Source organism: Yimella sp. cx-51 (genome assembly GCF_017654605.1).
GTDB lineage: Bacteria > Actinomycetota > Actinomycetes > Actinomycetales > Dermatophilaceae > Yimella.
Map to the genome: position 1 here is coordinate 1,850,530 of NZ_CP072113.1, position 25,118 is coordinate 1,875,647.

At 66.3% G+C, this 25,118-nt stretch carries 28 protein-coding genes; 11 read left to right on the top strand and 17 right to left on the bottom strand.

What is annotated here, in order from left to right; genetic code table 11:
- Positions 1-13 precede the first annotated feature (13 nt).
- Together J5M86_RS08840 and J5M86_RS08845 are read right to left on the bottom strand one after the other, a co-directional pair.
- Positions 14-1,345, bottom strand: coding sequence for a class II 3-deoxy-7-phosphoheptulonate synthase (locus J5M86_RS08840; RefSeq protein ID WP_188061175.1), 1,332 nt, complete (start codon positions 1,343-1,345; stop codon positions 14-16).
- A 111-nt stretch (positions 1,346-1,456) separates the two neighbouring features.
- Positions 1,457-2,275, bottom strand: coding sequence for a 1-acyl-sn-glycerol-3-phosphate acyltransferase (locus tag J5M86_RS08845; protein WP_188060986.1), 819 nt, complete (start codon positions 2,273-2,275; stop codon positions 1,457-1,459).
- A 78-nt stretch (positions 2,276-2,353) separates the two neighbouring features.
- Between J5M86_RS08845 and J5M86_RS08850 the strand changes: the two genes are divergently transcribed.
- Positions 2,354-3,103, top strand: coding sequence for a carboxylesterase (locus J5M86_RS08850; protein ID WP_188061174.1), 750 nt, complete (start codon positions 2,354-2,356; stop codon positions 3,101-3,103).
- The gene (locus tag J5M86_RS08855) at positions 3,100-3,519 is read left to right on the top strand and encodes a hypothetical protein (RefSeq protein WP_188060985.1); all 420 of its coding nucleotides are present in this window, start codon (positions 3,100-3,102) and stop codon (positions 3,517-3,519) included. Before J5M86_RS08850 ends, J5M86_RS08855 begins: the two co-directional genes overlap by 4 nt.
- Before the next feature lie 8 nt (positions 3,520-3,527).
- On the opposite strand, the gene J5M86_RS08860 is transcribed toward J5M86_RS08855, so the two are convergent.
- From J5M86_RS08860 to J5M86_RS08895, 8 genes are read right to left on the bottom strand one after another with little or no spacing between them, the layout of a single operon-like run.
- On the bottom strand, positions 3,528-4,235 hold the full coding sequence (locus tag J5M86_RS08860) for an endonuclease/exonuclease/phosphatase family protein (protein ID WP_188060984.1): 708 nt from the start codon (positions 4,233-4,235) through the stop codon (positions 3,528-3,530).
- On the bottom strand, positions 4,232-5,206 hold the full coding sequence (locus J5M86_RS08865) for an ROK family glucokinase (RefSeq protein WP_188060983.1): 975 nt from the start codon (positions 5,204-5,206) through the stop codon (positions 4,232-4,234). Before J5M86_RS08865 ends, J5M86_RS08860 begins: the two co-directional genes overlap by 4 nt.
- Positions 5,203-6,153, bottom strand: coding sequence for an ROK family glucokinase (locus tag J5M86_RS08870; protein WP_188060982.1), 951 nt, complete (start codon positions 6,151-6,153; stop codon positions 5,203-5,205). The genes J5M86_RS08865 and J5M86_RS08870 overlap by 4 nt, the downstream gene beginning before the upstream one ends.
- A gap of 5 nt (positions 6,154-6,158) precedes the next feature.
- Positions 6,159-6,629: a hypothetical protein gene (locus J5M86_RS08875; RefSeq protein ID WP_188060981.1), complete on the bottom strand. Its 471-nt coding sequence runs from the start codon at positions 6,627-6,629 to the stop codon at positions 6,159-6,161.
- Positions 6,626-7,657, bottom strand: a complete 1,032-nt coding sequence (locus tag J5M86_RS08880; protein WP_188060980.1) for a hypothetical protein — start codon at positions 7,655-7,657, stop codon at positions 6,626-6,628. The genes J5M86_RS08875 and J5M86_RS08880 overlap by 4 nt, the downstream gene beginning before the upstream one ends.
- Complete coding sequence (locus tag J5M86_RS08885) at positions 7,654-8,097, bottom strand: SRPBCC family protein (protein WP_188060979.1); 444 nt, start codon at positions 8,095-8,097, stop codon at positions 7,654-7,656. The genes J5M86_RS08880 and J5M86_RS08885 overlap by 4 nt, the downstream gene beginning before the upstream one ends.
- Positions 8,098-8,107: 10 nt before the next feature.
- Positions 8,108-8,902, bottom strand: coding sequence for a hypothetical protein (locus J5M86_RS08890; RefSeq protein WP_188060978.1), 795 nt, complete (start codon positions 8,900-8,902; stop codon positions 8,108-8,110).
- A 26-nt stretch (positions 8,903-8,928) separates the two neighbouring features.
- Positions 8,929-9,153, bottom strand: coding sequence for a hypothetical protein (locus tag J5M86_RS08895; RefSeq protein WP_188060977.1), 225 nt, complete (start codon positions 9,151-9,153; stop codon positions 8,929-8,931).
- A 122-nt stretch (positions 9,154-9,275) separates the two neighbouring features.
- Between J5M86_RS08895 and J5M86_RS08900 the strand changes: the two genes are divergently transcribed.
- Both J5M86_RS08900 and J5M86_RS08905 read left to right on the top strand, forming a co-directional pair.
- Complete coding sequence (locus J5M86_RS08900; protein ID WP_188060976.1) at positions 9,276-11,009, top strand: DEDD exonuclease domain-containing protein; 1,734 nt, start codon at positions 9,276-9,278, stop codon at positions 11,007-11,009.
- The gene (locus J5M86_RS08905; protein WP_188060975.1) at positions 11,006-11,284 is read left to right on the top strand and encodes an Lrp/AsnC family transcriptional regulator; all 279 of its coding nucleotides are present in this window, start codon (positions 11,006-11,008) and stop codon (positions 11,282-11,284) included. Before J5M86_RS08900 ends, J5M86_RS08905 begins: the two co-directional genes overlap by 4 nt.
- Positions 11,285-11,291: 7 nt before the next feature.
- On the opposite strand, the gene trpD is transcribed toward J5M86_RS08905, so the two are convergent.
- Both trpD and J5M86_RS08915 read right to left on the bottom strand, forming a co-directional pair.
- Entirely contained in the window at positions 11,292-12,350 is a 1,059-nt protein-coding gene (gene trpD, locus J5M86_RS08910) for an anthranilate phosphoribosyltransferase (protein WP_188060974.1), read from the bottom strand.
- A gap of 4 nt (positions 12,351-12,354) precedes the next feature.
- Positions 12,355-12,798: a hypothetical protein gene (locus J5M86_RS08915; RefSeq protein ID WP_244328291.1), complete on the bottom strand. Its 444-nt coding sequence runs from the start codon at positions 12,796-12,798 to the stop codon at positions 12,355-12,357.
- Between the two features lie 202 nt (positions 12,799-13,000).
- On the opposite strand from J5M86_RS08915, the gene J5M86_RS08920 reads away from it, so the two are divergent.
- From J5M86_RS08920 to J5M86_RS08945, 6 genes are read left to right on the top strand one after another with little or no spacing between them, the layout of a single operon-like run.
- Positions 13,001-13,645: a heme-copper oxidase subunit III gene (locus tag J5M86_RS08920; protein ID WP_370587348.1), complete on the top strand. Its 645-nt coding sequence runs from the start codon at positions 13,001-13,003 to the stop codon at positions 13,643-13,645.
- Positions 13,646-13,685: 40 nt separating this feature from the next.
- Complete coding sequence (locus J5M86_RS08925; RefSeq protein WP_188060972.1) at positions 13,686-14,483, top strand: c-type cytochrome; 798 nt, start codon at positions 13,686-13,688, stop codon at positions 14,481-14,483.
- Entirely contained in the window at positions 14,483-15,574 is a 1,092-nt protein-coding gene (locus J5M86_RS08930) for a ubiquinol-cytochrome c reductase iron-sulfur subunit (RefSeq protein WP_188060971.1), read from the top strand. The genes J5M86_RS08925 and J5M86_RS08930 overlap by 1 nt, the downstream gene beginning before the upstream one ends.
- Positions 15,571-17,370 (top strand): ubiquinol-cytochrome c reductase cytochrome b subunit, encoded by a 1,800-nt coding sequence (locus J5M86_RS08935; protein WP_188060970.1) that lies wholly within the window; start codon positions 15,571-15,573, stop codon positions 17,368-17,370. The genes J5M86_RS08930 and J5M86_RS08935 overlap by 4 nt, the downstream gene beginning before the upstream one ends.
- A gap of 40 nt (positions 17,371-17,410) precedes the next feature.
- Positions 17,411-18,208 (top strand): 2-phosphosulfolactate phosphatase, encoded by a 798-nt coding sequence (locus tag J5M86_RS08940; protein ID WP_188060969.1) that lies wholly within the window; start codon positions 17,411-17,413, stop codon positions 18,206-18,208.
- Positions 18,205-18,573 (top strand): metallopeptidase family protein, encoded by a 369-nt coding sequence (locus J5M86_RS08945; RefSeq protein ID WP_244328292.1) that lies wholly within the window; start codon positions 18,205-18,207, stop codon positions 18,571-18,573. The genes J5M86_RS08940 and J5M86_RS08945 overlap by 4 nt, the downstream gene beginning before the upstream one ends.
- Before the next feature lie 69 nt (positions 18,574-18,642).
- On the opposite strand, the gene J5M86_RS08950 is transcribed toward J5M86_RS08945, so the two are convergent.
- From J5M86_RS08950 to J5M86_RS08970, 5 genes are all read right to left on the bottom strand, one after another.
- On the bottom strand, positions 18,643-19,056 hold the full coding sequence (locus J5M86_RS08950) for a cytochrome c oxidase subunit 4 (protein WP_188060968.1): 414 nt from the start codon (positions 19,054-19,056) through the stop codon (positions 18,643-18,645).
- Positions 19,053-20,780 carry a cytochrome c oxidase subunit I gene (gene ctaD, locus J5M86_RS08955; RefSeq protein ID WP_188060967.1) on the bottom strand — a complete coding sequence of 576 codons (1,728 nt, stop codon included), beginning with the start codon at positions 20,778-20,780 and terminating at the stop codon, positions 19,053-19,055. The genes J5M86_RS08950 and ctaD overlap by 4 nt, the downstream gene beginning before the upstream one ends.
- Entirely contained in the window at positions 20,780-21,658 is an 879-nt protein-coding gene (coxB, locus tag J5M86_RS08960; RefSeq protein WP_188060966.1) for a cytochrome c oxidase subunit II, read from the bottom strand. The genes ctaD and coxB overlap by 1 nt, the downstream gene beginning before the upstream one ends.
- Before the next feature lie 149 nt (positions 21,659-21,807).
- Positions 21,808-22,506, bottom strand: a complete 699-nt coding sequence (aat, locus tag J5M86_RS08965; protein WP_370587347.1) for a leucyl/phenylalanyl-tRNA--protein transferase — start codon at positions 22,504-22,506, stop codon at positions 21,808-21,810.
- A gap of 12 nt (positions 22,507-22,518) precedes the next feature.
- Entirely contained in the window at positions 22,519-23,499 is a 981-nt protein-coding gene (locus J5M86_RS08970) for a carbohydrate kinase family protein (protein ID WP_188060965.1), read from the bottom strand.
- A 57-nt stretch (positions 23,500-23,556) separates the two neighbouring features.
- Between J5M86_RS08970 and J5M86_RS08975 the strand changes: the two genes are divergently transcribed.
- Positions 23,557-25,059: a serine hydrolase gene (locus J5M86_RS08975; protein WP_188060964.1), complete on the top strand. Its 1,503-nt coding sequence runs from the start codon at positions 23,557-23,559 to the stop codon at positions 25,057-25,059.
- Positions 25,060-25,118 lie beyond the last annotated feature (59 nt).

Below are 25,118 nucleotides of genomic sequence, written 5' to 3' on the forward strand. Positions count from 1 at the left end.
CCGCGGAGCTCAATCAGCGAGCGTTGCGCTTGGCCAGCATTTCCGCGACGAGGTAGGACAACTCCAGGCTCTGCTGGTGGTTCAACCGCGGGTCGCACGCCGTCTCGTAGCGCTTCTCCAGGTCGACATCGAGGATGCGCTCCGAACCACCGAGGCACTCGGTGACGTCGTTGCCGGTCAGCTCGACGTGCACACCGCCGGGGATGGTGCCCAGCGCCTCGTGCACCTCGAAGAAGCCCTCGACCTCGTCGATGATCTGGTCGAACTCACGCGTCTTGTAGCCGGTCGACGACTCGAAGGTGTTGCCGTGCATCGGGTCGGTCACCCACACGACCTCGGCGCCGGACGCCGTCACCCGCTCGACGAGGTCGGGCAGCTTCTCGCGGATCGCGCCGGCGCCCATGCGGGTGATGAAGGTGAGGCGACCGGGGGTGCGCTGAGGGTCGAGCACGTCGATCATCCGCAGCACCTCGTCCGGGTCTGCGGTCGGACCCAGCTTCACCCCGATGGGGTTGTGGATGCGGGAGACGAAGTCGATGTGCGCGCCGTCCAACTCGCGGGTGCGCTCGCCCACCCACACGAAGTGGCCGGAGACCGCGTACGGGTTACCGGTGCGGGAGTCGATGCGGGTCAGCGGCTGCTCGTAGTCGAGCAGCAACGCCTCGTGGCTGGCGAAGAACTCCACGGCGCTCATCGGGGTGGAGTCGAAGTCGACACCGCACGCCTGCATGAACTTCATCGCCTTGTCGATCTCGCGCGCAGTCGTCTCGTAACGCGCGTACGCAGAGTTGGCGATGAAACCGCGGTTCCACTCGTGCACATGCCGCAGGTCGGCGAATCCGCCTGTGGTGAAGGCACGCACGAGGTTCAGGGTGGAGGCGCTGGTGTGGTAGGCGCGCAGCAGGCGCTGCGGGTCGGGCTCACGCGACTCCGGGGTGAACGCGAAGTCGTTGACCATGTCGCCGCGGTAGGCCGGCAGGGTGACATCGCCGCGGGTCTCGGTGTTGTTGCTACGAGGCTTGGCGTACTGGCCGGCGATGCGACCCAGCTTCACCACGGGCGTGCTCGCGCCGTAGGTCAGGACGGCCGCCATCTGCAGGATCGTCTTGATGCGGTCGCGGATGTTCGCGGCTGTGGCAGCGCTGAACATCTCGGCGCAGTCGCCGCCTTGCAGGACGAAGGCCTCGCCCTTGGCAGCGGCGGCCAGGCGCTCGCGGAGCACGTCACACTCACCGGCGAAGACCAACGGCGGGAGGGTCGACAGTTCCGAGCGCACATACTCAACGGCCTGCGGGTCGGGCCACGACGGCTGCTGCTTGGCCGGCAGCGGCGTCCACTCGGGCATTTCGTTCAGGGTGTCGGGTTCACGTGCGGTCGTACTCACCCCGAAAGACTACGCGGGCACGTCGAAGCCACTTCGAAGTGCCCGCGTAGCGGACGAACGTCCGGGAGGTTCTCAGCCGAAGTCTTCGTCCTCGGCGCCAGTGTCAGCTTCCTTCGTGTCATCCGAGGTCGACCGACGCGTCACCTTGCTGCCGATCGCTGCCGCAGCACCGCTGCCGACCGCGACGGCCGCGCCACCGATCTCCTTGGCCTTGGCAGTGATGCGGTCCTTGACCGTCGAGGCATAGACGTCAACGTACTCCTGGCCCGACAGCAGCATCAGCTCGTACATGATCTCGTCGGTGATGCTGCGCAGCACGAAGCGGTCGTCCTGCATGCCCTCGTAGCGCGAGAAGTCCATGGGCTTACCCACCCGGATACCGACGCGCATGATGTTGGGAATCAGCTGACCGGTCGGCTGGGCCTTGTCGGTGTCGATCATCGCCACGGGGATGACCGGCACCTTGGCCTCCAGCGCCAGACGCGCGACACCGGTCTTGCCCTTGTAGAGGCGACCGTCGGGGCTGCGGGTGCCTTCGGGGTAGATGCCGAACAGTTCGCCCCTGCGCAGGATGTTCAGGCCCGACTGGAGAGCACCGCTGGAGGCCGAGCCGCCGGCGCGGTCGATCGGAATCTGTCCGACGCCGCGGAAGAAGGCTGCGGTCATGCGGCCTTTGATGCCCGTGCCGGTGAAGTAGTCGGCCTTCGCGACAAAGGTCATGCGCCGCGGCACCACCAGCGGCAGGAAGATGGAGTCGGAGAACGACAGATGGTTGCTGGCGAAGATCGCCGGCCCCCTCTCGGGGATGTTCTGCTCACCGTCCACCCACGGTCGGAAGATGAATTTGAGAATCGGGCCGAGCAGGACCTTCTTCAGGAACCAGTAGAGCACTGCGCCTCCAAGTATCGCTTCGGCCTGAACAATAACGCCCCGGAGATGGTTGGTCGCGCGATGAGCGAAGATGGCTCCATGCAGATCCGGGAGGGCGCGACACCGATCGTCCACGACGGCTCCAACGTAGGGGTTCTCATGGTGCACGGATTCACCGGGTCGCCGGTGAGCATTGCGCCGCTCGCCCACCACCTGGCCGCCGCGGGCTATACCGTGCGGGCGCCCCGTCTGCCAGGTCACGGCACGAGCCACCACGACCTGAACCGGACCACCTGGCACGACTGGTACTCCGAGGTGGCGACCACTTACGACGAGCTCGCCGAGCGTTGCGACACCGTCGTCGCATGCGGCACGTCGATGGGCGGCACATTGGCGACGCTGTTGGTCCAGCGCCACCCCGAGATTGCGGGCCTGGCGCTGATCAATCCCGCGTTCGAGATGCGCTCGCTGAAGCTGCGCACCGCATCGCTGCTGCGGCGGGTGGTGCCGTCGGTGCGAGGCATCGGCACCGACATCAAGAAGCCGGGTGCTCTGGAGTTCGCCTACGACCGCGTGCCGCTGCGGGCGCTGGAGTCGCAGCAACAACTCAGTCGGCAGGTGACGCGAGACCTGCCGCAGATCACCCAGCCGGTGTTGCTCATGCATTCGCGGATCGACCACGTCGTATCGCCGGAGTGTTCACAATTGTTCCTGTCGCGCATCTCGAGCAAGGACGTCACCGACGTGCGGCTGGAGAACAGCTATCACGTCGCGACGCTCGACCACGACGCTCCGCTCGTCCAGCAACTCGTCACCGATTTCGTGTCGCGGGTGGGAGGCCAGGCGTGAACGAATCCCAGCCCGACAAGCCCGAGCACTCGGACGAGGAGGTCGACCGCCGATTCGATGAGTTGGTCGCCGACTGGGAGCAGCAGGACGCCCCCGAATCGGAACCGAAGCCCTTTCAGGTGCCGGCCCAGTGGCGCTCCAGCACCGGGCCGCAGATCATCGACCAGTACGAACCCGAATTCGTGCCGCCCGAACCCTCGCCTCTCCCCTCGGACGAGGGGTTCTGGGTCACCGTGGGTTGCCTTGTGGTCGGCCCGCTGTGGCTGCTCTACCTGTTCTTCTTCGACCGCTACGCAGCCACGCTCTGGTGGGTGCTTGCCCTGGCAATCATGCTGGTCGGCGGTGTGCTTCTGGTGGTGCGTCAACCCAAGAACCGCGAAGAGGACGATCCGTTCGACGACGGCGCGCGACTGTGATCAACCGGTCAAGCGCCCTTCGCCAGCCCGGCGAGATCGAAGTCGACGGTGATCGGCAGATGATCGGTCGCTGCGGCCAGCTTCTCTGGATCGAGTTCGATCACCGGGATGCTGAACGGTAGCGCGGCCGAGGCGAAGATCGCATCGATCCGTTTGACCGGTGCCTTCGAGGGGAAGGTGAACTGGTCAGGGCTGACCTCGTGCAGGTTTTCGCCGAACAGCTTCCAGACGTCGTGGCCGGGTGTCTCGTTGAGATCGCCGCCGATGATCGCCGGCATCCGGTCGAGGGCCAGTGCCTGGACGACATCGGTGGCCTGCGGCTTGCGCTCGTCGCCACGCAATGACATGTGCAGGCTTGCCACGTGCACCGGTTTGTGGGCCGGGAGGGCCACGGTCGCGATCGCATAGCCGCGGGGTTCGTCACCCTTGCGCACCTTGAGGTTTCGATGCTCGAAGTCGTGCACATCCAGCCTCAGCGCGGTGAGCAGCGTGGTGCTCATCCATCCGCGCTTGCCCCCCGACCACGTCATGCCGATGCGGTCGGCGAACCCGGCGATGCGGTGGCCGGAGAACGGGTGCCGGGGAGCTTCCTGCACGAGCAGGACGTCCGGACGCAGGGTGGCGATGATCTCGGTCAGGGCGTCCGTGTCGTCCTTGAACGCGCGGACGTTGTACGAGACCACCCGCAGCGTGTGCGGGGAGCGGTCGTGGGTCACGATGCGATGACCTCCGTGCGAGCCAGGTCGGCGGCGCCGATCAGCCCGGCTTCGTTGTCGAGCTGCGCCTTGACGATGCTGGCTTCAGGTCGGTAGCCGCGTCCCGAGAGATGGCGTCGGAAGGCTGCCCTGGCGGGGTCGAGGAGCATCGGTCCCGCCGCGCTCACCCCACCACCGATCACGAAAGACCCGGGGTCGAAGGCGTTGGCGAGGTTGGCCAGGCCGACACCGAGCCAGGTGCCGATCTCGGCGAGTAGTTCGGCGGCGATCGGGTCGCCGCCCCGGGCCGCCTCGGTGATCATCGGCCCGGTGAGCCGGGAGGCGTCGCCCTCGACCATCGCCGAGAGGTCGGCCGCCAGCGGCGAGTTCGCGGCGATCAGCGACCGGGCCTCGCGCACCAGCGCGTTACCGCTGGCATATTGCTCCCAGCACCCCCGGTTGCCGCACTCACAGCGATGGCCCTCGGGGACGACCTGCATGTGCCCGAACTCACCGGCAATGCCGAAACGTCCCCGCTGCATCTGTCCGTCGGTCAGGATCGCACCGCCGATACCAGTGCCGAGGTTGACCATCACCACGTGCGATTCGTCGCGCACGGCGCCGTAACGCCACTCGGCCCAGCAGGAGGCGTTGGCGTCGTTGTCGACGAAGACCGGTAGTTCGATGCGGCGGCGCAGTGCCTCCCGCAGCGGCTCGTGCCGCCACGACAGGTGCGGCGCGAACACAACCGTCGCACGGTCGGAGGAGACGAAGCCGGCAGCACCGATGCCGATCGCCACCGGCGGCGTCTGCGCCTTCGCCAGCAACTCCGTCACCGCATCGACGATGACGTCCTCGACGACATGCGGCGCGGTGGAGCGGTGCGGGGTGTCGCGGCGGGTGCGTTCCAGGACGGTGCCGTCCGGAGCAACCAGCCCGCCGGCGACCTTCGTGCCACCGATGTCGATTCCGATGGCGAGGTCACCGCTCATGCTTCCCTCTGCCGCACCAGAGCGGCGGCGCCGACCAGACCAGCGTCGTTGGCGAGTGTTGCGATCTCGAACGTCGCGGTCGGGCGGTGTCCACGACCGGTCAACTGGCGTCCGAAGGCGTCCTTGATCGGTGCCAGGAGCAGGTCGCCGGCTTCGGCCACACCACCCCCGATGACGAACCGGGCGGGGTCGAGGATCGCGGCCAGCGATGCGGCTCCTTCGCCGATCCACCGACCGAGATCGGCCAGCAGTTCGATCGATGCCGGATCGCCTTCCTGCGCCGCGATGGTGACGTCCTTGCCTTCCAGCCTCTTCGGCTTCCCGCCACATCGCTGAGAAAGCGTTGCAGCGTAAGGGGATCCGCCCGTCACGAGGGCCCGGGCCTCCCTGATCAGAGCCGAACCGCTGGCGTAGCTCTCGAGGCATCCACGATTGCCGCACCCGCAGCGCAGGCCGTTGGGAACGACACGCATGTGGCCGATCTCGGCACCGATGCCGTACGAACCGCGGAACAACTCTCCGTCGAAGATCACTCCCCCACCGACGCCAGTGCCGATGGTGATCATCACCATGTCGTCGACGTCGTGGCCGGCGCCGTGCACGAACTCGCCATACGCCGCGGCGTTGGCGTCGTTCTCGATCGTGATGTCGAGGTCGACCATGTCCTGCAGGCGTTCCTTGAGCGGTTCGTCCCGCCACGCCAGATTCGGTGCGAACAGCACCGTGGAGCCGGCCTTGTCGATGTAACCCGCACATGCCACGCCCGCGTGGGTGATCTGCTCCCCCTCGCCGAGTTCGGCGATGAGGTCGGCAACGGCGGAGGTGATCGCGTCGACGTCCTGGGCCGGGGTCTCCCGGCGACCACGACGAAGGATGGTGCCGTCGCTGTCGACGAGTCCTCCGGCGATCTTGGTGCCGCCGATGTCGATTCCGATGGTGGGATTCACGGAACTCATTCTGCCGAGTCCTGTGGGTCGATGTCGCGCTCTGACTCAGGTTCGTCGCCCGACACCGTCACTTTGTGGGATGCGGGCTGCCCGGCCGGTGGCCTCGACTCCTCGCCGCTGGGGCTGCCTGCCCGGCGCTCCTGCGCGACGGCCTGGAGGCTGCCGGCCACCATGCCGATGAGGTCGGCGATGCGCTCCATCGCCTCAGGGCTCAACCCCTCCAGGAAGGCACCGACCCGGCAGACCGGGCACACGCGGCACACGACGGGCGCATGTGCGGTGCTGCACGAACAACCATCGTCGCCGCGCTTGGGCTCATCGTCGTCGCGATCACTCCCGCCGCCGGCGGAGCTCTCGAAGGCATGAGCGCTGGACGCAGATCCGGCCCATGCACCCAGCGATTCGACGAGCTTCATCGCCTCCTGCGCCACCGCGGCGGCGGCATCGGACTGGTCATCCTCGGTGCGATCGGTCACGTCGTACTTCTCCGGTGCTGCGTCGGGCGGATGGGGTCGAACAACACCTCAAGGATGCCGGTACGCACGCTCGCCGATGACGCTGAGTGTCGCTGCAACGAGGACGGGAGCTCGAAGGTACGGCGCTCGCCCTGGACGCCGACGATCAACCGACGTCCCGACTGCTCGACGTCAACCTCACTGAAGTCGTTGAACGGCAATGGGATTCGCCATGAGATGACTTCGTCATCTCTGGCATCTCCGGTGAGCGACGGACCACGCCCGGGATCCGCGAGGCGGTGTACCCATCCGTCGGCGAGTTCATCCCAGACGGGGATGCCGCAGCCTTCGAGCTGCGCGCGCAAAAAGTCGTCAGGCGCAACGGAATCAGCTACCACCGCCCCCAGCCGGACTTGAGCGAGGAAGGTCGCCGAGGCATGAAGCCGGGCCTTCGCACTCGCCCGCTCCCCAGCACCGTGCACGAGCACGACGGCGGAGCCCGAGCCGCCGATCAGATCGGCGACGACATCGAGGTGCTCGACAACCGCTGCGAGCTGTCTGCTACCGGCCTTGCCGATCACCGAAGACCCCATCGCGAGTGCGGTGACCGGACGGGTGGCTCGCAGCCAGCCAGCATGCAAAGGGCCCAACTCGCCGAGGTACCAGCGCAATTGGTGCACCGCCAGCAGTGCGCGGCCGAGCGCGGAGCCCAGATCGAGCACGAGATGGTCGTGCTCGCTCACCAACTCCGGCAGTCGCCACAGCAACGGCAGCCCGCGCTGGGTCATGTCGTCGATGAGTCGGGCGGTCACGATCGGGTCGACCCGCCAGGCATCGGCGGCTGCCGCGACCTCGTCGGGTACGCGTGGCTCGACCCGCACCTGGACGCATCCGGGTCGGGTGACCATTCCATCGGCGCCGAAATGCGGGTCGAGTGCCGCTACGCCGACCCTCGCACCGTCAGCCGCGAGGGAGTCGGCCATGCGCGCTGCCCGGGTGGACGAACCAGCACCGCCGGCGCCGCCCACGATCAGCAGCCGCGCTGTCACCCTTCGGCGCGCTTCTTGAGCCCGTCGAGCGCAGTGTCGATGATGGTTCGCTCGGCCTTGCGTCGGATGACCCCGAGCACGGGCAGCTTCAGATCGACCGAGAGCGAGTAGGCGACCTTCACCCCGTCCTGCACAGGGGTGAGGTCGTACACACCGTCGAGGGCCTTCAGCAGGTCGGACTTCACCAGGTGCCACCGCACGGCGCCGGTGCCCTCCTCGGTGACGTCCCAGTCGTATTCGAGAACGTAGGTGTCGCGGATCGGCGCTGCATCGAGCACGAACTCGACCTGCACCGGCCATCCCAGTTCGTCCTCCTCCAGCACCGTCGCCCGCTTCACCTGCGTGGCCCATTCGGGGTAGCTGTCGAAGTCGGCGATGATGTCGAGGACGGTTGCCGGATCGGCTGCGATCTCGGTGCTTGATTGGGTGCTGTCGGCCATGCCGACCACCTTATCGGCGCTGGTCGCTCACGCCGACGAGCGATCTCAGGTGTGAGCGAAGCTGCTGCGACAGATCGCCCGGGCGCCGGGCGTAGAACGAGGTGGCATCGGTGCGTCCGGCCATCGCTTCGTGCACGAATCGGCGGTAGTGCTCATCACCTCGCAGACTGCGCAGCAGGTCGGAGTAGGCGCAGGCCCGCTGGTAGGCGGAGTTGAGCGATTCCGAGGTGGAGGCGACGGAGTCGAAGTCGGCGTCGGGAGGTGGGCCCCCGACGTCACGGCCCTGACGGACCTGATCTGCCAGCGATGGTGCGTACCGGGAAAACGAGAGTCCCGACGCCTTCCACGCGGTGAGTTCAGCAGCGCCTTCCGCTACCCACCGAGCACCCACCGACCGGACGCCGAGCACGGTGTGGGTGATCTCGTGGGTGAGGACGAAGCGCTGGGCCTCGGACTTGGCAGCGCACAACTGCGGACTCATCAGCACGACGGCATCGTCGGTCGTGGTTGCAGCGACCGACCGCGAGGCGTCACCTCCCAGCGCGCGGAACTCGCCCTCGTCGGCCGCCGCCCGCACGATGACCCGCCCCTTGCCCGCCAATGCCCCGGTGCGACCCCATCTGCGGACCACCGACCCCGCCGCGGTCTGAGCGGCATCGGCTATTGCGGACAGTTCCGCCTCCGAGAATGAGCCGTGCACCTGCACCAGCTCGCGTTGTTGGCTGCCTCCGTTGCGGGAACAACCCGGTAACGCCAGGAGCCCCACGCCGGCCACGACGATCGCGCGACGACTCGGAGCAGGCATGCCCCCATCGTCGCCCACCTCAGCGATCAGCCCACGGAGCGCAGTGCCGTGTCGCCGGTGAGTTCGACGGTGGCCAGCGACATGTCGTCGAGCGTGACCAGCCCGGTGCGGACGAACATGTCGAGCGCGGTTTGTTCGGCGTCGTCCAGATCGTGGGGTGAACGTGGTGGGGCGATGGCGTACAAGTGGGTGACCATGCAGTCGCCGCACATCCGTTCGCGCACCGGGCAAGATCGGCAGTCGATGTACATGTGATCCTCCTTCGCAAGTGATCCGACTTCGAGCTGTCCCAGACGCTACGACCGACCACCGACAACCTCCCCCGGCTCCTGCCCGGAGAAGGTTGTCGGTACCCCGAACTAACGTGCCCGGCATGAGTTCGCCCGCCTTCAATTCGCCCGTCGCGGTGCAGGGCACGCTGGACGACCTCGGCACCCCGCTGTCCGAGGTCACCTTCGTCGTGCTCGACCTCGAGACCACCGGCGGCGCGGCGAGCGGGGCGGGCATCACCGAGATCGGCGCGGTGAAGGTGCGCGGTGGTCAGGTGATCGGTGAATTCCAGACCCTCGTCCGTCCCGGCGAACCCATCCCGGCCTTCGTGTCGGTGCTGACCGGCATCAGCAACGCGATGGTGTCGTCATCCCCGCGCATCGGCGCCGTGCTGCCACCCCTGCTCGATTTCCTCGAAGGCTGCGTGCTGGTGGCTCACAACGCCCCCTACGACGTCGGATTTCTCAAAGCAGCCTGCCGCGACACCCACGCCCAGTGGCCCCGGCCGACCGTCATCGACACCGCGCATCTGGCCCGCCAACTGGTGACCAAGGACGAAGCCCCCAACCGCAAACTCGGGTCACTTGCTCGCCTCTTCGGCGCCTCGACCACCCCCGATCACCGCGCACTGCACGATGCGCAAGCGACCGTCGACGTCCTGCACGCGTTGCTGGAACGGGTGGGCAACCTCGGTGTGCACACGCTTGAGGAATTGCAGACCTACAGCAAGACCGTCACCCCGCAGCAGCGGCGCAAGCGCGTGCTCGCCGATGGCCTGCCCGCGGCGCCGGGCGTCTACGCCTTCAAGGATTTCCGCGGAGAAGTGCTCTACGTCGGCACCTCCGTCGACATCAAGCGGCGGGTCCGCAGCTACTTCACCGAGAGCGAGAAGCGCCGTCGCATGCGTGACATGGTGCAGCTCGCCGAGCAGGTGACACCGATCGTCTGTCAGACGGCCCTGGAGGCGCAAGTGCGGGAACTGCGCCTCATCGCCGAACACAAGCCGCGCTTCAACCGGCGATCTCGCTACCCCGAGCGTGCGGTCTGGTTGAAGCTCACCGATGAACCCTTCCCCCGATTGTCGGTCGTCAACACGGTGCGCACCGACTCCTCCATCTACGCCGGCCCGTTCGCCTCCAAGTCAGCAGCCGAGCAAGCGATGACCGCCCTGCACGACGTCATCCCGCTGCGGCAGTGCACCAAGCGGCTGTCGACCAAGAGCTCGTCGTCGACGGCGTGCGTGCTCTACGACCTCGGGCGCTGCGGCGCACCGTGCATCGGCGAGCAGAGCGTCGACGACTACGCACTGGTGGCAGACGAAGCAGCGCGATTCCTCACCGAGGACGCACGGCCAGTGGTCGAGAGGCTCACCGATCGCATGCACTCCCTGAGCCGGGACGATCGCTACGAGGATGCCGCCGAGGTGCGCGACCGGCTGATGTCCTTCGTGCGCGGAGCTGCCAGGTCGCAGCGCATCGCGCCACTGGCGAGTGCATCGGAGGTCGTCGCGGCTCGCCCGGGCGCAGCCGGTGGTTGGGAGATCGTCTGTGTTCGCTACGGCCGCTTCGCGGGCACCACCCTCACCCCGCGTGGCGCCGACCCGATGCCCTATGTCAAGGCCATGTGTGACACAGCGGAGGTGGTCGCGGCGCCCGTCGCACCCGCTCCTGCAGCGCTGCCGGAAGAAACCGAGAAGGTGCTGCACTGGCTCGAACAACCCGGCGTGCGCATCGTCCATGCAGACATCGTGTGGACCTGCCCCGTCAACGGTGCCGGTGCCTCGCGCAGCCAACTCGAGACGCTCATGGACGGCGCCAGCGATAAGGTGAGGATGTGATTTCCGCCATTGTTCTCATCTCAGCCGATGTCCACCGCATCCCCGAGGTCGCTGCCGCGATCGCCGAGATCGAGGGCATCAGCGAGGTCTACTCGGTCACCGGCGATGTCGACCTGATCGCGGTCGCGAAGGTGGCACGTCACGAAGACTTCGCCGACGTCATCGCCGACCGACTCAACAAGGTCGAAGGCGTGATCGATTCGCGCACCCACATCGCTTTCCGCACCTATTCCAAGGACGACCTGGGGGCAGCGTTCGCCCTCGGTCTGGAGTAGGTGGGTCTCAAGCCTGCTGGGTCGCAGCGACCCAACGGTCCAACGCCGCTGCAGCCGCACCGGAATCGATCGACACCCGCGCGGACTCGATGCCACGGCGCAACGCGGCGTTGAGGTCGTCGCTCTCGCCGAACGTGCCGCCGGAGCCGGCAGCCATCACCGCCAAAGCGATGCCGGCGTTGAGGAGCACCGCGTCGCGCACCGGGCCGGTCGCACCGGCCAACAGTTCACGCACCACACCAGCGTTGTATTCACTGTCTCCACCGCGTAGGGACTCCAGCGGCGCACGATCGAGACCGAGTTCGACCGGATCGACGGTGTGCTGGGTGACCTCGCCGTCGTGCACCCACCAGACCGTTGAGGCGGTCGACAAGGTGAGTTCGTCCAGTCCATCGTCACCGCGGAAAACGGCAGCGGCCTGACCGCGTTCGGCGAACACGCCTGCTACCAAGGGGGCGACGCGTGCGTCGGCGACACCGACCGCCCGATAGCGCGGGTTGGCGGGGTTGGTCATGGGTCCGAGCACGTTGAAGGCCGTCGCGATGCCCATCTCACGGCGGGTCGCGGCGGCGTGTCTCATGCTCGGGTGAAAGGTCTGCGCGAAGCAGAAGGTGATGCCGGCGTCCTGCGCCACCTGCACCACCTGCGCAGGGGTGAGGTCGAGACGAACGCCGAGCGCCCCCATCACGTCGGCCGAACCGGTGGAGGATGACGAGGCACGGTTGCCGTGCTTGACGATCTTCGCCCCAGCCCCGGCGCAGACGATGGACGCCATCGAGGAGATGTTGACCGTGTGGGCACGATCACCGCCGGTGCCGACGATGTCGAGGGTTTCGCCGTCGACCACGATCGGCACCGCGTGTTCGACCATCGAGTCGGCCAGCCCACGCAACTCGGCGACCGTCTCGCCCTTGCTGCGCAGGGCGACAAGAAATCCCGCCAACTGCGAAGGCGTGGCATTGCCGGACATGATCTCGTCCATCGCCCACGAGCTCTGCTCGAGCGTGAGATCCGTGCCTTGGATGAGGGTGGTGAGGACGTCCGACCAGGTCAGCTGGACAGACACCCGTTCAGTCCTGTCGGGCGAGGGTGGCGATCGTGTTACACAGCGCCAGCGGGTCGAGCGGGTGCGGCACAGCCGCCTCGGCCATGGACCAGGAGGCCAACCAACCGTCGGCAGCGCGCCCGGTGAGCACCAGCACCTTCGGACAGTTCTCGATCTCATTCTTCAACTGTCGGGTGAGGCCGAGGCCGCCCATGGGCACCGCTTCACCATCGAGGATGAGCAGGTCGTAGTGCTCCTTCTCCACGGCGTCGATAACCGCAGCGGCAGTGGCGCACTCCCGCCAGGCGACGATCTCGACGTCCTTCGCGGGACGACGCCCCACACCGACGCGGACTGCGTCCCTGGTGGCGCTGTCGTCGCTGTAGAGCAGGACGGTCAACTGACGCGGCCCCGAGGGCTGCTCGGAGCGGTCGGCGGTGGCCGCAGGAACCGGGACGTTCGAACTCATGGCGACGATGCTACCGACCCTCTGACGCCGCAGCGTCGCACCTCCGGTCCCATCCGCCGCGATCGGGCAATCGTTGTGAAACGCAAGGAATCCGCCAAGTACGACGGGCACGATCGCGTGACCTTGCCCGTTGAGTCACGGGAAGTTCACGAAATCGGGGGTCGGTCGCGCATGTGCGCCCCGATGGGGCCATAATGGCGCTGTGGCGACAGCAACTACAGCTCCCTCGAGCACCCCCGGGGCATCCCGCTCGGTGACTCGACCGAACACGACGGCCGTCGGGACAATGATCTGGCTCTCCAGCGAGCTGATGTTCTTCGCAGGCCTCTTCGCGATGTACTTCACGATCCGCGCAGTGGCCCCCGATCTGTGGGAGAGCCGCACCGAGGCGCTGAACGTGCCCTTCGCGACGGTCAACACCTTGATCCTGGTGATCTCCTCGGTCTGGTGCCAGCTCGGCGTGTTCAAGGCGGAGGCCGGTCAGCCGGCACGCACCGGCAAGCTCCTGCAGGTCGGCAAATGGGGCATGCGCGAGTGGTACGCCCTCACCTACATCTTCGGCGCCATCTTCGTGTCGGGTCAGGTGCTGGAGTACTCCGAGATGCACGCCCACGGCATCTCGATGAACTCCGACGCCTACGGCTCGGTCTTCTACATGACCACCGGCTTCCACGGCCTGCACGTCACCGCCGGCCTCGTGGCATTCCTGCTGATCATCGGCCGCACCTTCACCACGCGCCGTTACACCCACACCCAGGCCACGGGCGCGATCGTCACCTCCTACTACTGGCACTTCGTCGACGTCGTGTGGATCGCCCTGTTCGCGACGATCTACCTGCTGAAGTGACCCCCACTCTTTCCGCCCGCATCGACGACAGGACAAATTCGTGAGTTCCATCGCCGCCCGTCGCCGGCATCCCGCAGCTCTCCTGGTCGTGCTCCTGCTCGGCTTGGTGATGGTCGGCGGGTTGTACGCCGTGTTCGCGCCCAAGAGCGCGGACGCGTCTGCGGCCTCCGCGGGGGCTGTTGCCTCCGAGGACAAGGTCAGCCAGGGCAAGCAGCTCTTCCTCGCCAACTGCGCCAGCTGCCACGGCAGCGCTGCCGCCGGTGGCCCCAACGGTCCGTCGCTGGTCGGTGTTGGTGCCGCAGCTGTCGACTTCCAGGTTGGTACCGGCCGTATGCCGATGCAGCAGCCGGGCGTGCAGGCCGGCCGCAACATGCCGCAGATGGACCCCAAGCAGACCGCAGCGCTGGCCGCCTACGTGGCCTCGCTGGGTGATGGCCCGGGCGTCCCGAGCAAGCAGTACACCGAAGGCGGCGGCAACGTCGCCAAGGGCGGCGAGCTGTTCCGGGTCAACTGCGCGATGTGCCACAACTTCGCCGGCTCCGGCGGTGCGCTGACCCGCGGCAAGTACGCCCCGTCGCTGATGAACGTCAGCGGTAAGCACATGTACGAGGCCATGGTCACCGGACCGCAGTCGATGCCGGTCTTCAACGACTCCAACCTCTCCCCGCAGGACAAGCAGGACATCATCTCGTTCCTGAAGTACCTCGAGTCCGAGCCGGCCCAGGGCGGCCACAACATGGGCAGCCTCGGCCCGGTGGCTGACGGTCTGTTCGCCTGGACGATCTTCATCGGCCTGCTCATCGGCGCTGCCGTCTGGCTGGGTAAGAAGGCCGCCTGATGTCCGATCTCACTCCCGACAAGGAAGCCTCAGTGACCCACGACGTCCAACCGGGCGCTACCGGCACCGATGTGGTTTCGCACGATCACGGCAACCTGCCCGATTCGTTCGACAACCCCGGCCTGCCGCCGCACATCCACCGGCACGGTGACACCGACGAGAAGGCCGCCAAGAGGTCCGAGACCCAGGTCGCGGCCATGTTCGGGCTGTCGATGCTGTTCACCGTCCTTTTCATCGTGGCCTACTTCGCCATCGACAAGGACGCCGTCATCACCTTGCCGCTGACCGGCCCGGTCATGGCCGTGCACACCGCGCTCGGTGTGACGCTGGGCTTCTCGGTGCTGTTCATCGGTCTTGGCGCTGTGCACTGGGCCAAGACCCTGATGTCGGACGAGGAGATCATCGAGGAGCGCCACCCGCTGCGCTCCGACGACGAAACCCGTGGCGCCGTCACCAAGATCCTCAGCGACGCCGGTGAATCCACCCAGATCACCCGTCGCCCGCTGATCAAGATGACCATGGGTGGCGCGCTCGGCCTGTTCGCCCTGCCCCTCGGTCTGCAACTCCTCGGCTCGATGGGCCCGCTGCCGCGCAACGACCTTGAGGTCACCCTGTGGGGTAAGCAGCTCAACGGTAAGAAGCGCCGGCTGATGCGCGACCCCGACGGCACGGCCATCCGGCTGTCCGATGTCACTCTCGGCTCGGTCTTCCACGTGCTGCCCGAAGGTGTCAACGACACCGAGCACCCGATGAACGAGAAGGCCAAGGCCTCGGTGATCCTGATCAGCCTCGATGAGGAGAAGATCCGGTCGCAGAAGCAGAAGGACTGGGGCCTGGGCGGCGTCGTCGCCTACTCCAAGATCTGCACCCACGTCGGATGCCCGGTGGGCCTCTACGAGCAGCAGACCCACCACCTGCTCTGCCCGTGCCACCAGTCCACCTTCGACCTCACGCAGGACTGCAAGGTCATCTTCGGTCCCGCCAAGCGTCCGCTGCCGCAGTTGAGGATCTCGGTTGACGACGAGGGCTACCTCGTTGCCGACGGTGACTTCGACGAAGCGGTCGGCCCGAGCTTCTGGGAGCTTGCATGAGTACCGCCTCAACCCGCCCCGCCGACGCATTGCGCGCGGACGACCGCACCGACGCCCCCAAGAAGGGCGGCGGCCCGGCTGGCGCCATCGGCAACTGGGTCGATGAGCGCACCGGAGCTGCTGGTGCGGCGAAGTTCCTCATGAAGAAGGTCTTCCCCGACCACTGGTCCTTCATGCTCGGCGAGATCGCGATGTACTCGATGATCGTCGTGCTGATCACCGGCACCTTCCTGACCTTCTGGTTCGTGCCGAGCATGGGCCACACGGTCTACGACGGCTCCTACGTGCCGCTGCGCGGTATTCCGATGTCGGAGGCCTTCGCCTCGACGGTCAACATCTCGATGGACATCCGAGGCGGTCTGCTGATCCGCCAGATGCACCACTGGGGCGCGCTGATCTTCGTCGTCTCGATCATGTTGCACATGTTCCGGGTGTTCTTCACCGGTGCATTCCGCAAGCCGCGTGAGATCAACTGGGTCATCGGCCTGCTGCTGTTCATGCTCGCGATGATCGAGGGCTTCGCCGGCTACTCGCTGCCGGACGATCTGCTGTCGGGCACCGGCATCCGTGCGGCGCAGGGCTTCATCCTCAGCGTGCCGGTGATCGGTTCCTACATCGCCTACGGCCTGTTCGGCGGCGGTTTCCCCGGTGAGGCGATCATCCCCCGACTGTTCACCGTGCACGTCCTGCTGCTGCCGGCCGCGCTGATCGGTCTGTTCACCGCGCACATCCTGCTGGTGATGGTGCACAAGCACACCCAGTTCCCCGGGCCCGGCCGCACCGAGAAGAACGTCGTCGGCTTCCCGTTGATGCCGGTCTACACGGCCAAGGCCGGTGGCTTCTTCTTCATCGTGTTCGGCATCATCGCGCTCATCTCGGGCCTGGTGACGATGAACCCGATCTGGGCCTACGGTCCGTACGAACCCACCCAGGTGACGGCTGGCTCGCAGCCCGACTGGTACATGGGCTTCGCAGACGGTGCATTGCGTCTGCTACCAGGCTTCTTGGAGTTCAACCTGCTGGGTCACACCTACAGCTTCAACGTCATGATCGGCGCAGTGCTGCTCATTCCGTTGATGTGGACCGCGATGGGCATCTACCCGTTCTTGGAGCGCTGGGTCACCGGCGACACCAAGGAGCACCACCTGCTTGACCGCCCGCGCAACGCGCCGACCCGTACCGGCATCGGAATGGCGTTCATCACCTTCTACTTCGTGCTTCTGTTCGCCTCCGGCAACGACCTCATGGCCATCAAGCTGCACATGTCGATCAACGACCTGACGTATTTCTTCCGGGTCTTCGTCTTCGTCGGGCCGCTCATCGCGTTCTGGGTCACCAAACGCATCTGCTTGAGCCTGCAGCGCCGCGACCGCGACCTGGTGCTGCACGGCCGCGAAACCGGACGCATCGTGCGTACCGCCGAGGGTCGCTTCTTCGAAGCACACGAGCCGATCGACGAGTACAAGCGCTGGCCGCTGGTGTCGTACATCTCGCACCGTCCGTTCGAGGCAGGTGCGGACGCCGACGCCAACGGGGTGCGCCGCAAGGCTGCCAAGGGTGAGAAGCTGCGGGCGAAGTTGTCACACTTCTACTTCGCCGACCGCATCGAGCCGGTCACCCCGCGTGAACTGGCTGAGGCCCACCACGACGACGACGCGCACGCGGCGGCGTTGGAGCAGGCTGCGATCGCCGGCACCAAGACCGACGAGTTCGGCCACTTCAAGGGTGCTGGTGCTGCCCAGCAGCTCGGTGACAACAGCGCCTACGCTCCCCGCGAGACCAGCGACACGCACTGATCCCGCACTGTCCTGACCACCGAACCGGCTGGCTGCTTTGATGAAGAGTGACGTGAATCCTGCGCTGCTCCAGGGCAACTGGCCGGTTCGGTGCGTCTGGGGAGGGTCCGGAGCCCGCTACGCGGCGCACGCCGCCACTACACCACTTCTCGCGGTGGTCGTTGACGTCTGCAGCTTCACCACCTGCGTCTCCATGGCCACCGATCGCGGCGCGTTGGTCTACCCCTACCGGTGGCACGACGCAGGAGCCGGCCACCTGGCGCAGCGCACGGGTGCGGTGCTGGCTGGGCACCGCGGACCCCGGAGCGTCGGCGATCCGCCCGGAGAACTGTCCCTCTCCCCCGCCTCGATCCTGGCGGCCGATCCTTTCAAGGCGCTGGTGCTTCCTTCGCCGAACGGCTCAACCATCAGCGCGGTGCTTGCCGAGACCGGTGCCGAGGTGGTCGCTGGCTGCTTGCGCAATGCCCGCGCGGTCGGCGAATACGCGGCAGAGCACCTCGCTCGCGGCGGTGAGGTGCTGGTCGTGCCCGCCGGCGAACGCTGGCCCGACGGCACGATGCGCGTCGCCAACGAGGACTTCTGGGGTGCCGGAGCCATCCTGTGCGGACTGCCGGCCGAGGCCCGCTCCCCGGAGGCCGAATCGGCCGTTGATGCATACCGCGCCGTCAAGCGATCGCTGGCCGGACGGTTGAAGACCGTCAGCAGCGGCCTGGAGCTCCTGGCCAAGGGGTACGGCGACGATCTCAACCTGATCGGCCAACTGAACGCCAGCAACGGCGTCCCGAAGCTGCGGGACGGCGCCTTCCAACCGACCAGGCAGCCCAGGCAACTGACGTGACTGCTGCGTTGAGCAGGGAGCAGTTCGAGGACGTCGTGGCGGACGCCCTGGACGAGATCCCGCAGGAGCTGCTCGACCGTCTCGACAACGTGGTCTTCCTCATCGAGGACGAACCCACCGATGAGCAGCGTCCCCCGCACGGAGACCTCCTCGGGCTGTACGTGGGCATCCCTCTTCCTGAGCGCCTCGACAGCTACCACTACGGTTCGATGCCCGACCGCATCTACCTGTTCCAGGGTCCACTCACGCGACACAGCCGTGATCGGGACAACCTCGTGGAACAGATCCGGGTGACCACCCTGCACGAGATCGGTCACTACTTCGGCATCGACGACGACCGGCTGCACGAACTCGGTTGGGGCTAGCAAGCCCCAACACCACGCGAAGAAGCCCCAGAACGATGCCTGGGGCTTCTTCGCGTGTGCTTGTTCAGATCAGACGGAGTTTTCGCCGCGGAAGAACTCGAAGGTCCAACCGATGACTGCGATCAGCAGCACCGGCACGGAGAAGATCACGAACCACCATCCGACGGCCGCACCGAACATCAGCAGTGCACAGGCGAAACCGAGAATGAGCGGCCACCACGAGTGGGGGGCGAAGAAACCGAAGTCGCCTTCGATCTCGGAGATTTCACCGTCCGGGTCGTCGTCCGGGCGCGGGTCGCTCTTCTTGCCCGACCAGCTCAGGAAGAAGCCGCACATGAAGAACAGGCCCGCGGTGAGCAGGAGCGCTGCGACTCCGACCGGCTCGATGCCACGGACATCGTTCATCGTCCAGAAGGTGTAGAGCAGGAAGACAAGGGTGATGAAGATTCCGACGCCGTAGAAGAGCCTTGCTTCTGTCTTCATCGCTGTGCGCCTTCCCGGCCGGCGGCGATGTCGGCCAGCACCTTGTCAGACGGACGCACCGTTGCTGGCGCGGCCTCGGGGTGGTTGAGGTCGAACGCCGGACGCTCGGAGCGGATCCGGGGGATCGAGTTGAAGTTGTGACGCGGTGGCGGGCAGGAGGTCGCCCACTCCAGCGATGCGCCGTAGCCCCACGGGTCGTCGGTCTCCACCAAGGGTGCGGTGCGCCAGGTCTTCCAGACGTTGTAGAAGAACGGCAGCATCGAGACACCCAGGATGAACGAACCTACCGTGGAGACCTGGTTCATGAACTGGAAGCCGTCCTCGGGTAGGTAGTCGGCGTAGCGGCGCGGCATACCGTCGACGCCCAGCCAGTGCTGGATGAGGAAGGTCATGTGGAAGCCGATGAACAACAGCCAGAAGTGGATCTTGCCCAGCGTCTCGTTGAGCATGCGTCCGGTGAGCTTGGGCCACCAGAAGTAGAAGCCGGCGAACATCGCGAAGACCACGGTGCCGAACACCACGTAGTGGAAGTGGGCCACCACGAAGTAGGAGTCGGTCAACGAGAAGTCGAGCGCCGGGCTGGCCAGGATGACACCGGTCAGACCACCGAACAGGAAGGTGACCAGGAAGCCGAGGGCCCACAACATGGGGGTCTCGAAGCTGATCGAGCCTCCCCACATCGTGCCGATCCAGTTGAAGAACTTCACACCGGTCGGCACCGCGATGAGCATGGTCATGACGGCGAAGAACGGCAGCAGCACCTGACCGGTGGCGTACATGTGGTGTGCCCACACGCTGACCGACAGTGCAGCGATCGCGATCGTCGCCATCACCAGCGACTTGTAACCGAAGATCGGCTTGCGGCTGAACACCGGAACGATCTCGGAAATGATGCCGAAGAACGGCAGCGCGATGATGTAGACCTCTGGGTGACCGAAGAACCAGAACATGTGTTGCCAGAGCATCGCTCCGCCAGTCTCCGGGGCAAAGATGTGTGCGCCGAAGACGCGGTCCATACCCAGGCCGAACATCGCGGCGGCAAGCACCGGGAAGACGACCAGCGCGAGGATCGAGGTGATCAGCACCGTCCAGACGAAGATCGGCATCCGGAACATCGTCATGCCCGGTGCGCGCATGCAGACGATCGTGGTGATGAAGTTGACCGAACCCAGGATCGTGCCGAAACCACCCAGTCCCAGACCGAAGATCCAGAGGTTTCCACCCAGACCCGGGCTGAAGGTGGAGTTGCTCAGCGGCGCGTAGGCGAACCAACCGAATGCGGCGGCACCCTGCGGCGTCAGGAAGCCGAAAACGGCGATGAGTCCGCCGAAAAGGTAGATCCAGTACGCGAACATGTTCAGGCGCGGGAAGGCGACATCGGGTGACCCGATCTGCAGCGGCACCAGCGCGTTGGCGAAGCCGGCGAACAGCGGCGTCGCGAACAACAGCAGCATGATCGTGCCGTGCATGGTGAACAGCTGGTTGAACTGCTCGGGGTTGTCGACCACGTTGAGACCGGGCTGCCAGAGCTCAGCACGGATCATCAGCGCGAGCGCGCCGCCGAGCAGGAAGAACGCCATCGAGCTGATGAAATAGAGGTTGCCGATGACCTTGTGGTCGGTGGAGGTGATCCACTTCACGACCGTGCGGCCGGGGTGGCGCTGGATCGGTGCGCGACCGCCGTCGCCGCCCACCTGGGCGCCGACCGGGGTGGTGGTAGCCATCAGTTGGTTCCTTCCACGACGTCGTCCTTGGTCAGGCCGGCCGGCAGGTACTGCTGCTCACCCGGCGCGAGGTTGGAGCCCTTGCGTGCCATGGAGTTGGACAGGAAGCCGGTGTTGCCCTTGGTACGCAACTGGTTGATGTGCTTGTTGTAGTCGTCCTGGCTGACGACCTTGACGTTGAACAGCATCTGCGAGTGGTAGGCGCCGCAGAGTTCGGCGCACTTGCCCTGGTAGGTGCCGATCTCGGTCGGGGTGACCTGGAACTTGTTGACCCGGCCCGGGATCATGTCCATCTTCTGCAGGAACTGGATGACCCAGAAGTTGTGGATGACGTCACGCGCGGTGAGCACGAACTCCACACGCTTGTTGACCGGGAGGTACAGCGTGGGGATGGTCTTCTCAGCGCCCGGCTTACCGTCCATGACGGCCTGCAGACCGGCGTCGTACACCTTGTCGTTGACGTAGTTGAAGTCCCAGCTCCACTGTTTGCCGACGACGTTGACGGTGACATCGGGCTTCTGCGAGGTGTCGAGCATCTTGTTCTCGACCTCGACGGTCTTACCGAAGAGCACGGCCACCATGAAGATCGGGACGACGGTGAAGAGAATTTCGATCGGCACGTGGTAGGCGACCTGCGGCGGAAGACCGGTGTCGGTCTTCTTGCGGCGGTAACGCGCCATGCACCAGAACATCAAGGCCCACACCACAACGCCGACTCCGAGAGCCCACGACCACGTGGCCACCCAGAAGTCGGTGATGTCGGGCGAGACCTCGGTGACGCCCCTGGGGAGGAAGCCGCGCTTCTGATACTCGGTGCACCCGGTCAGGAGCATCGCTGCTCCGCCGAGACCGACGGCACGGATCAGGTGCGTACGCATCCGCTGACGTGACGACCCCGCGACGGGGCTTCGATTGGTTCCAGGCACGCAGAAACCATATCCCAGCATTGTTCGTTCGCGCCTTCAGGGTGGCCGATCGGCCTGTCCTGTGACCCGATCGGAATGCGTTCCTCACCAGGGTGGGCGTTTCAGCGCAGGCCGGCCGGAATCGACTGGCGCAGTGCGACGTCGAGCCGTCGTCGGTAAGCACGCCTGGGCAGATCGCGCACGCCCTGCGTGCTTAGGTGTGGGGTGTTCCACTGGACGTCGATGATGCGGTCATGACCGTGGTCGTCGAAGACGATCCGGACCAGCTCCCACAGCGCGATCTTTCCGGCGTCCGTGCGGTGGTGGAACATCGACTCCCCCGCGAACAGACCGGCGATGCTGAGGCCGTAGAGCCCGCCGGCGAGGCCCTCGTCGTCCCACACCTCGACCGAATGTGCCCACCCGAGTTCGTGCAGGCGCCCGTAGGCCCGGGCGATCTGCGGGGTGATCCAGGCGCCATCCCGCTGCGGATCGGCGCAGGCTGACACGACCTGCTCGAAGGCGGCGTCGACCGTCACCTCGAACTTCGCGCGGCTGCGGCGCAACGACCGCGACACGTGGTGATCGCCGGCCAGCAACACGCCACGCACCTGCGGTGACCACCAACCCAGCGGTGGGGCGCCACCGTCACCCAGGCCCATCGGGAAGATGCCGTGGCGATATGCGCTGAGCAGCGTGCCGGGTTCGAGGTCGCCGCCGGCAATGACCAGATCGCCGGACATCGAGTCGACCTCGTCGGAATCGGCGAAACCGAAGTCGAAGCGGGATGGCGGCACCGGGGCGGGTGCGCGGCTGGGCACGCGCGGCCTCGTTCAGCCTCGACGCAGGTGCGGCTCGATCTCGCTGCGCGACTGGGCGCCGTACGCCTGCTCGAAACGGTCGAGGAACTCCCCTGCCTTCAGGTCGTACTCCTGGGTGCCGACGGTCTCGACGACGTACGTCGCGAGCATCGACCCGATCTCGGCACAGCGGCGCAGGTCGAGCTGCCACGCCAGCCCGCACAGGAACCCGGCGCGGAAGGCGTCGCCGACACCGGTGGGATCGACCTTGGCCCGCTCTCCTGCGACCGGCACTTCGATGGGCTCGGCGTTTTTGCGCAGCACCGCTGCGCCGTCCTTGCCCTTGGTCATGACCTGCACACCGACACGGTCGAGCACCTCGTCGGCGGACCAGCCAGTCTTCTGCTGCACCAGCTGCGCTTCGTACTCGTTGGTGAACAGGTAGGTCGCCCCGTCGATCAATTCACGGATGAGCGGACCATCACCGAAGGCCAACTGCTGCGAGGGGTCGGCGACGAACGAGATGCCCCTGGTGCGGCATTCACTGGTGTGGCGCCGCATGCCCTCGGGGTCGTTGGGGCCGACGAGCACCAGATCGAGTGCGCCCACGCGCGCCGCGACCGGGGCGAGTTCGATCTCGCGTGCCTCCGACATCGCGCCGGCGTAGAACGTGGCCATCTGCGCCATGTCGTCGTCGGTGGTGCAGACGAAGCGCGCGGTGTGCTTGGTCTCGGAGATGTGGATCGACTCGCAGTCGACGTCGTGGCGCTCGAGCCACGAGCGGTAGTCGTCGAAATCTTCGCCGACGGCGCCCACGAGGATGGGACGGACGCCGAGGTTGCCCATGCCGAACGCGATGTTGGCCGCCACGCCGCCCCGGCGGATCTGCAGGTCGTCGGCGAGGAAGCTGACGGAGATCTTGTCCAACTGCTCGACCACCAACGAATCGGCGAAGCGACCGCGGAAGGTCATGAGGTGATCGGTGGCGATGGACCCGGTGACGGCGATCTTCATGGGCGAAAACCTACCCGCGCCGCACGCAAAGGTGTCACCCGCCCATAGCCTGGCCGCGTGAATCTTCCTCGTGCGACCGCCCACGAAGTCAGCATCGATGCCCGCGGGCTGATCGAGTTCTTGGACGCAGCCGAACAGCAAGGCTGCGACCTCCATTCGCTCATGGTCTCCCGCGACGGTCAGGTGATCGCGCAGGGCTGGGCCGCTCCCTACTCCGGCGATCAGGTGCACCTGTTGTACTCGTGCAGCAAGATGGTCACCGCGACTGCCGTGGGGCTGCTCGTGGACGAAGGAAAGCTCGATCTGCGCGACCGGGTGCTCGACCGCCTGCCCTGGTGGCTGTTGAAGACAGACCGCTCACTCGTGCACGGCTGGTGGCAGGACGCCACGATCTCGCACTGCTTGTCAATGACCCTCGGTCACGACGACGACGCCTGGGGTCGGGCGACCGCCGGGGCGTTCGATGCCGCGTGGCAACCGGCGGACGTCGACTGGATCGATCTCATCCTGCGTACCGATCTCGACCACGAACCGGGGTCGACATTCGCCTACAACCAGGTGGCCACCTACCTGCTGTCGCGGGTGGTCTCGCACGTGAGCGGCCAGTCGCTGCTGGGCTACCTCAGACCCCGCCTCTTCGACCCGTTGGGTATCGGCGACGTCGCCACCCAGACAGATTCCGCCGGCAACGCCCTGGGTTTCACCGGCGTCCACGCCACCACTGAAACCTTGCTCAAGCTTGCTCAGCTCTACCTGAACGAGGGACGTTGGGAAGGCGCGCAACTGCTCTCGGCCGACTGGGTGCGCCGGGCTCGCACGCCATTCGGCCCCTCCAACCGCGACCCGGAGGCCGACCCGGACTGGGATCAGGGGTACGGCTTCAGCATCTGGAATGCACGCCACGGCTATCGCGGTGACGGTGCGTTCGGTCAGTTCGCGATCGTCCTGCCCCACCAGCGCATGGCGATCGCGATCACTGCGGAGACCGCCGACATGCAGCGCATCCTGGACCTGTTGTGGCAGCACGTCCTACCCGCGGTCGACCGTCCTGGTTCCGCCGACTCCGACGCACTGTTGGCCGAACGCCTGGGCTCGATGTCGCTGCTGCCGCCCCGTGACGAACGCTCCGACGTGCTCGGCGAGGTCGAAGAGGTGATCGCCGGGCGGGCCGGTCTGATCGAGCAGCGCCGTGATCCGTACGGGCGTTCTGGGCGCTTCCCCTCCCACTGGACCGGGCTGAGGCTGAACAGCACGGACGCAGGATGGACGGCGACCTTGGATTCAGCGGTCCTCGGCGGGTTCGGGATCACGATCGGCGCGGACGACTGGGCGACCAGCGAACTCGAATTCGGCGATCGAGGAACGCTCGCGCTGACCTCGCGCGGCGGCTGGGAGACCAGCGACCGCTTCGTGGCGGAGGTGGTGGCAATCCGTACGCCGCACCGGTTCCGTTTGATCCTCGATCGCAGCGGGTCGGAGCCGACCTTCGATCTGGTGTGGCGCTACTGCCCACTCACCGGGCCTGAACCCGCCGCACTTGCGGTGAAGGCTTGGGGCTGATCGAGCCCGAACATGCTGATGGCCCCCGGAGGATTCTCCGGGGGCCATCAGTGTCAGCA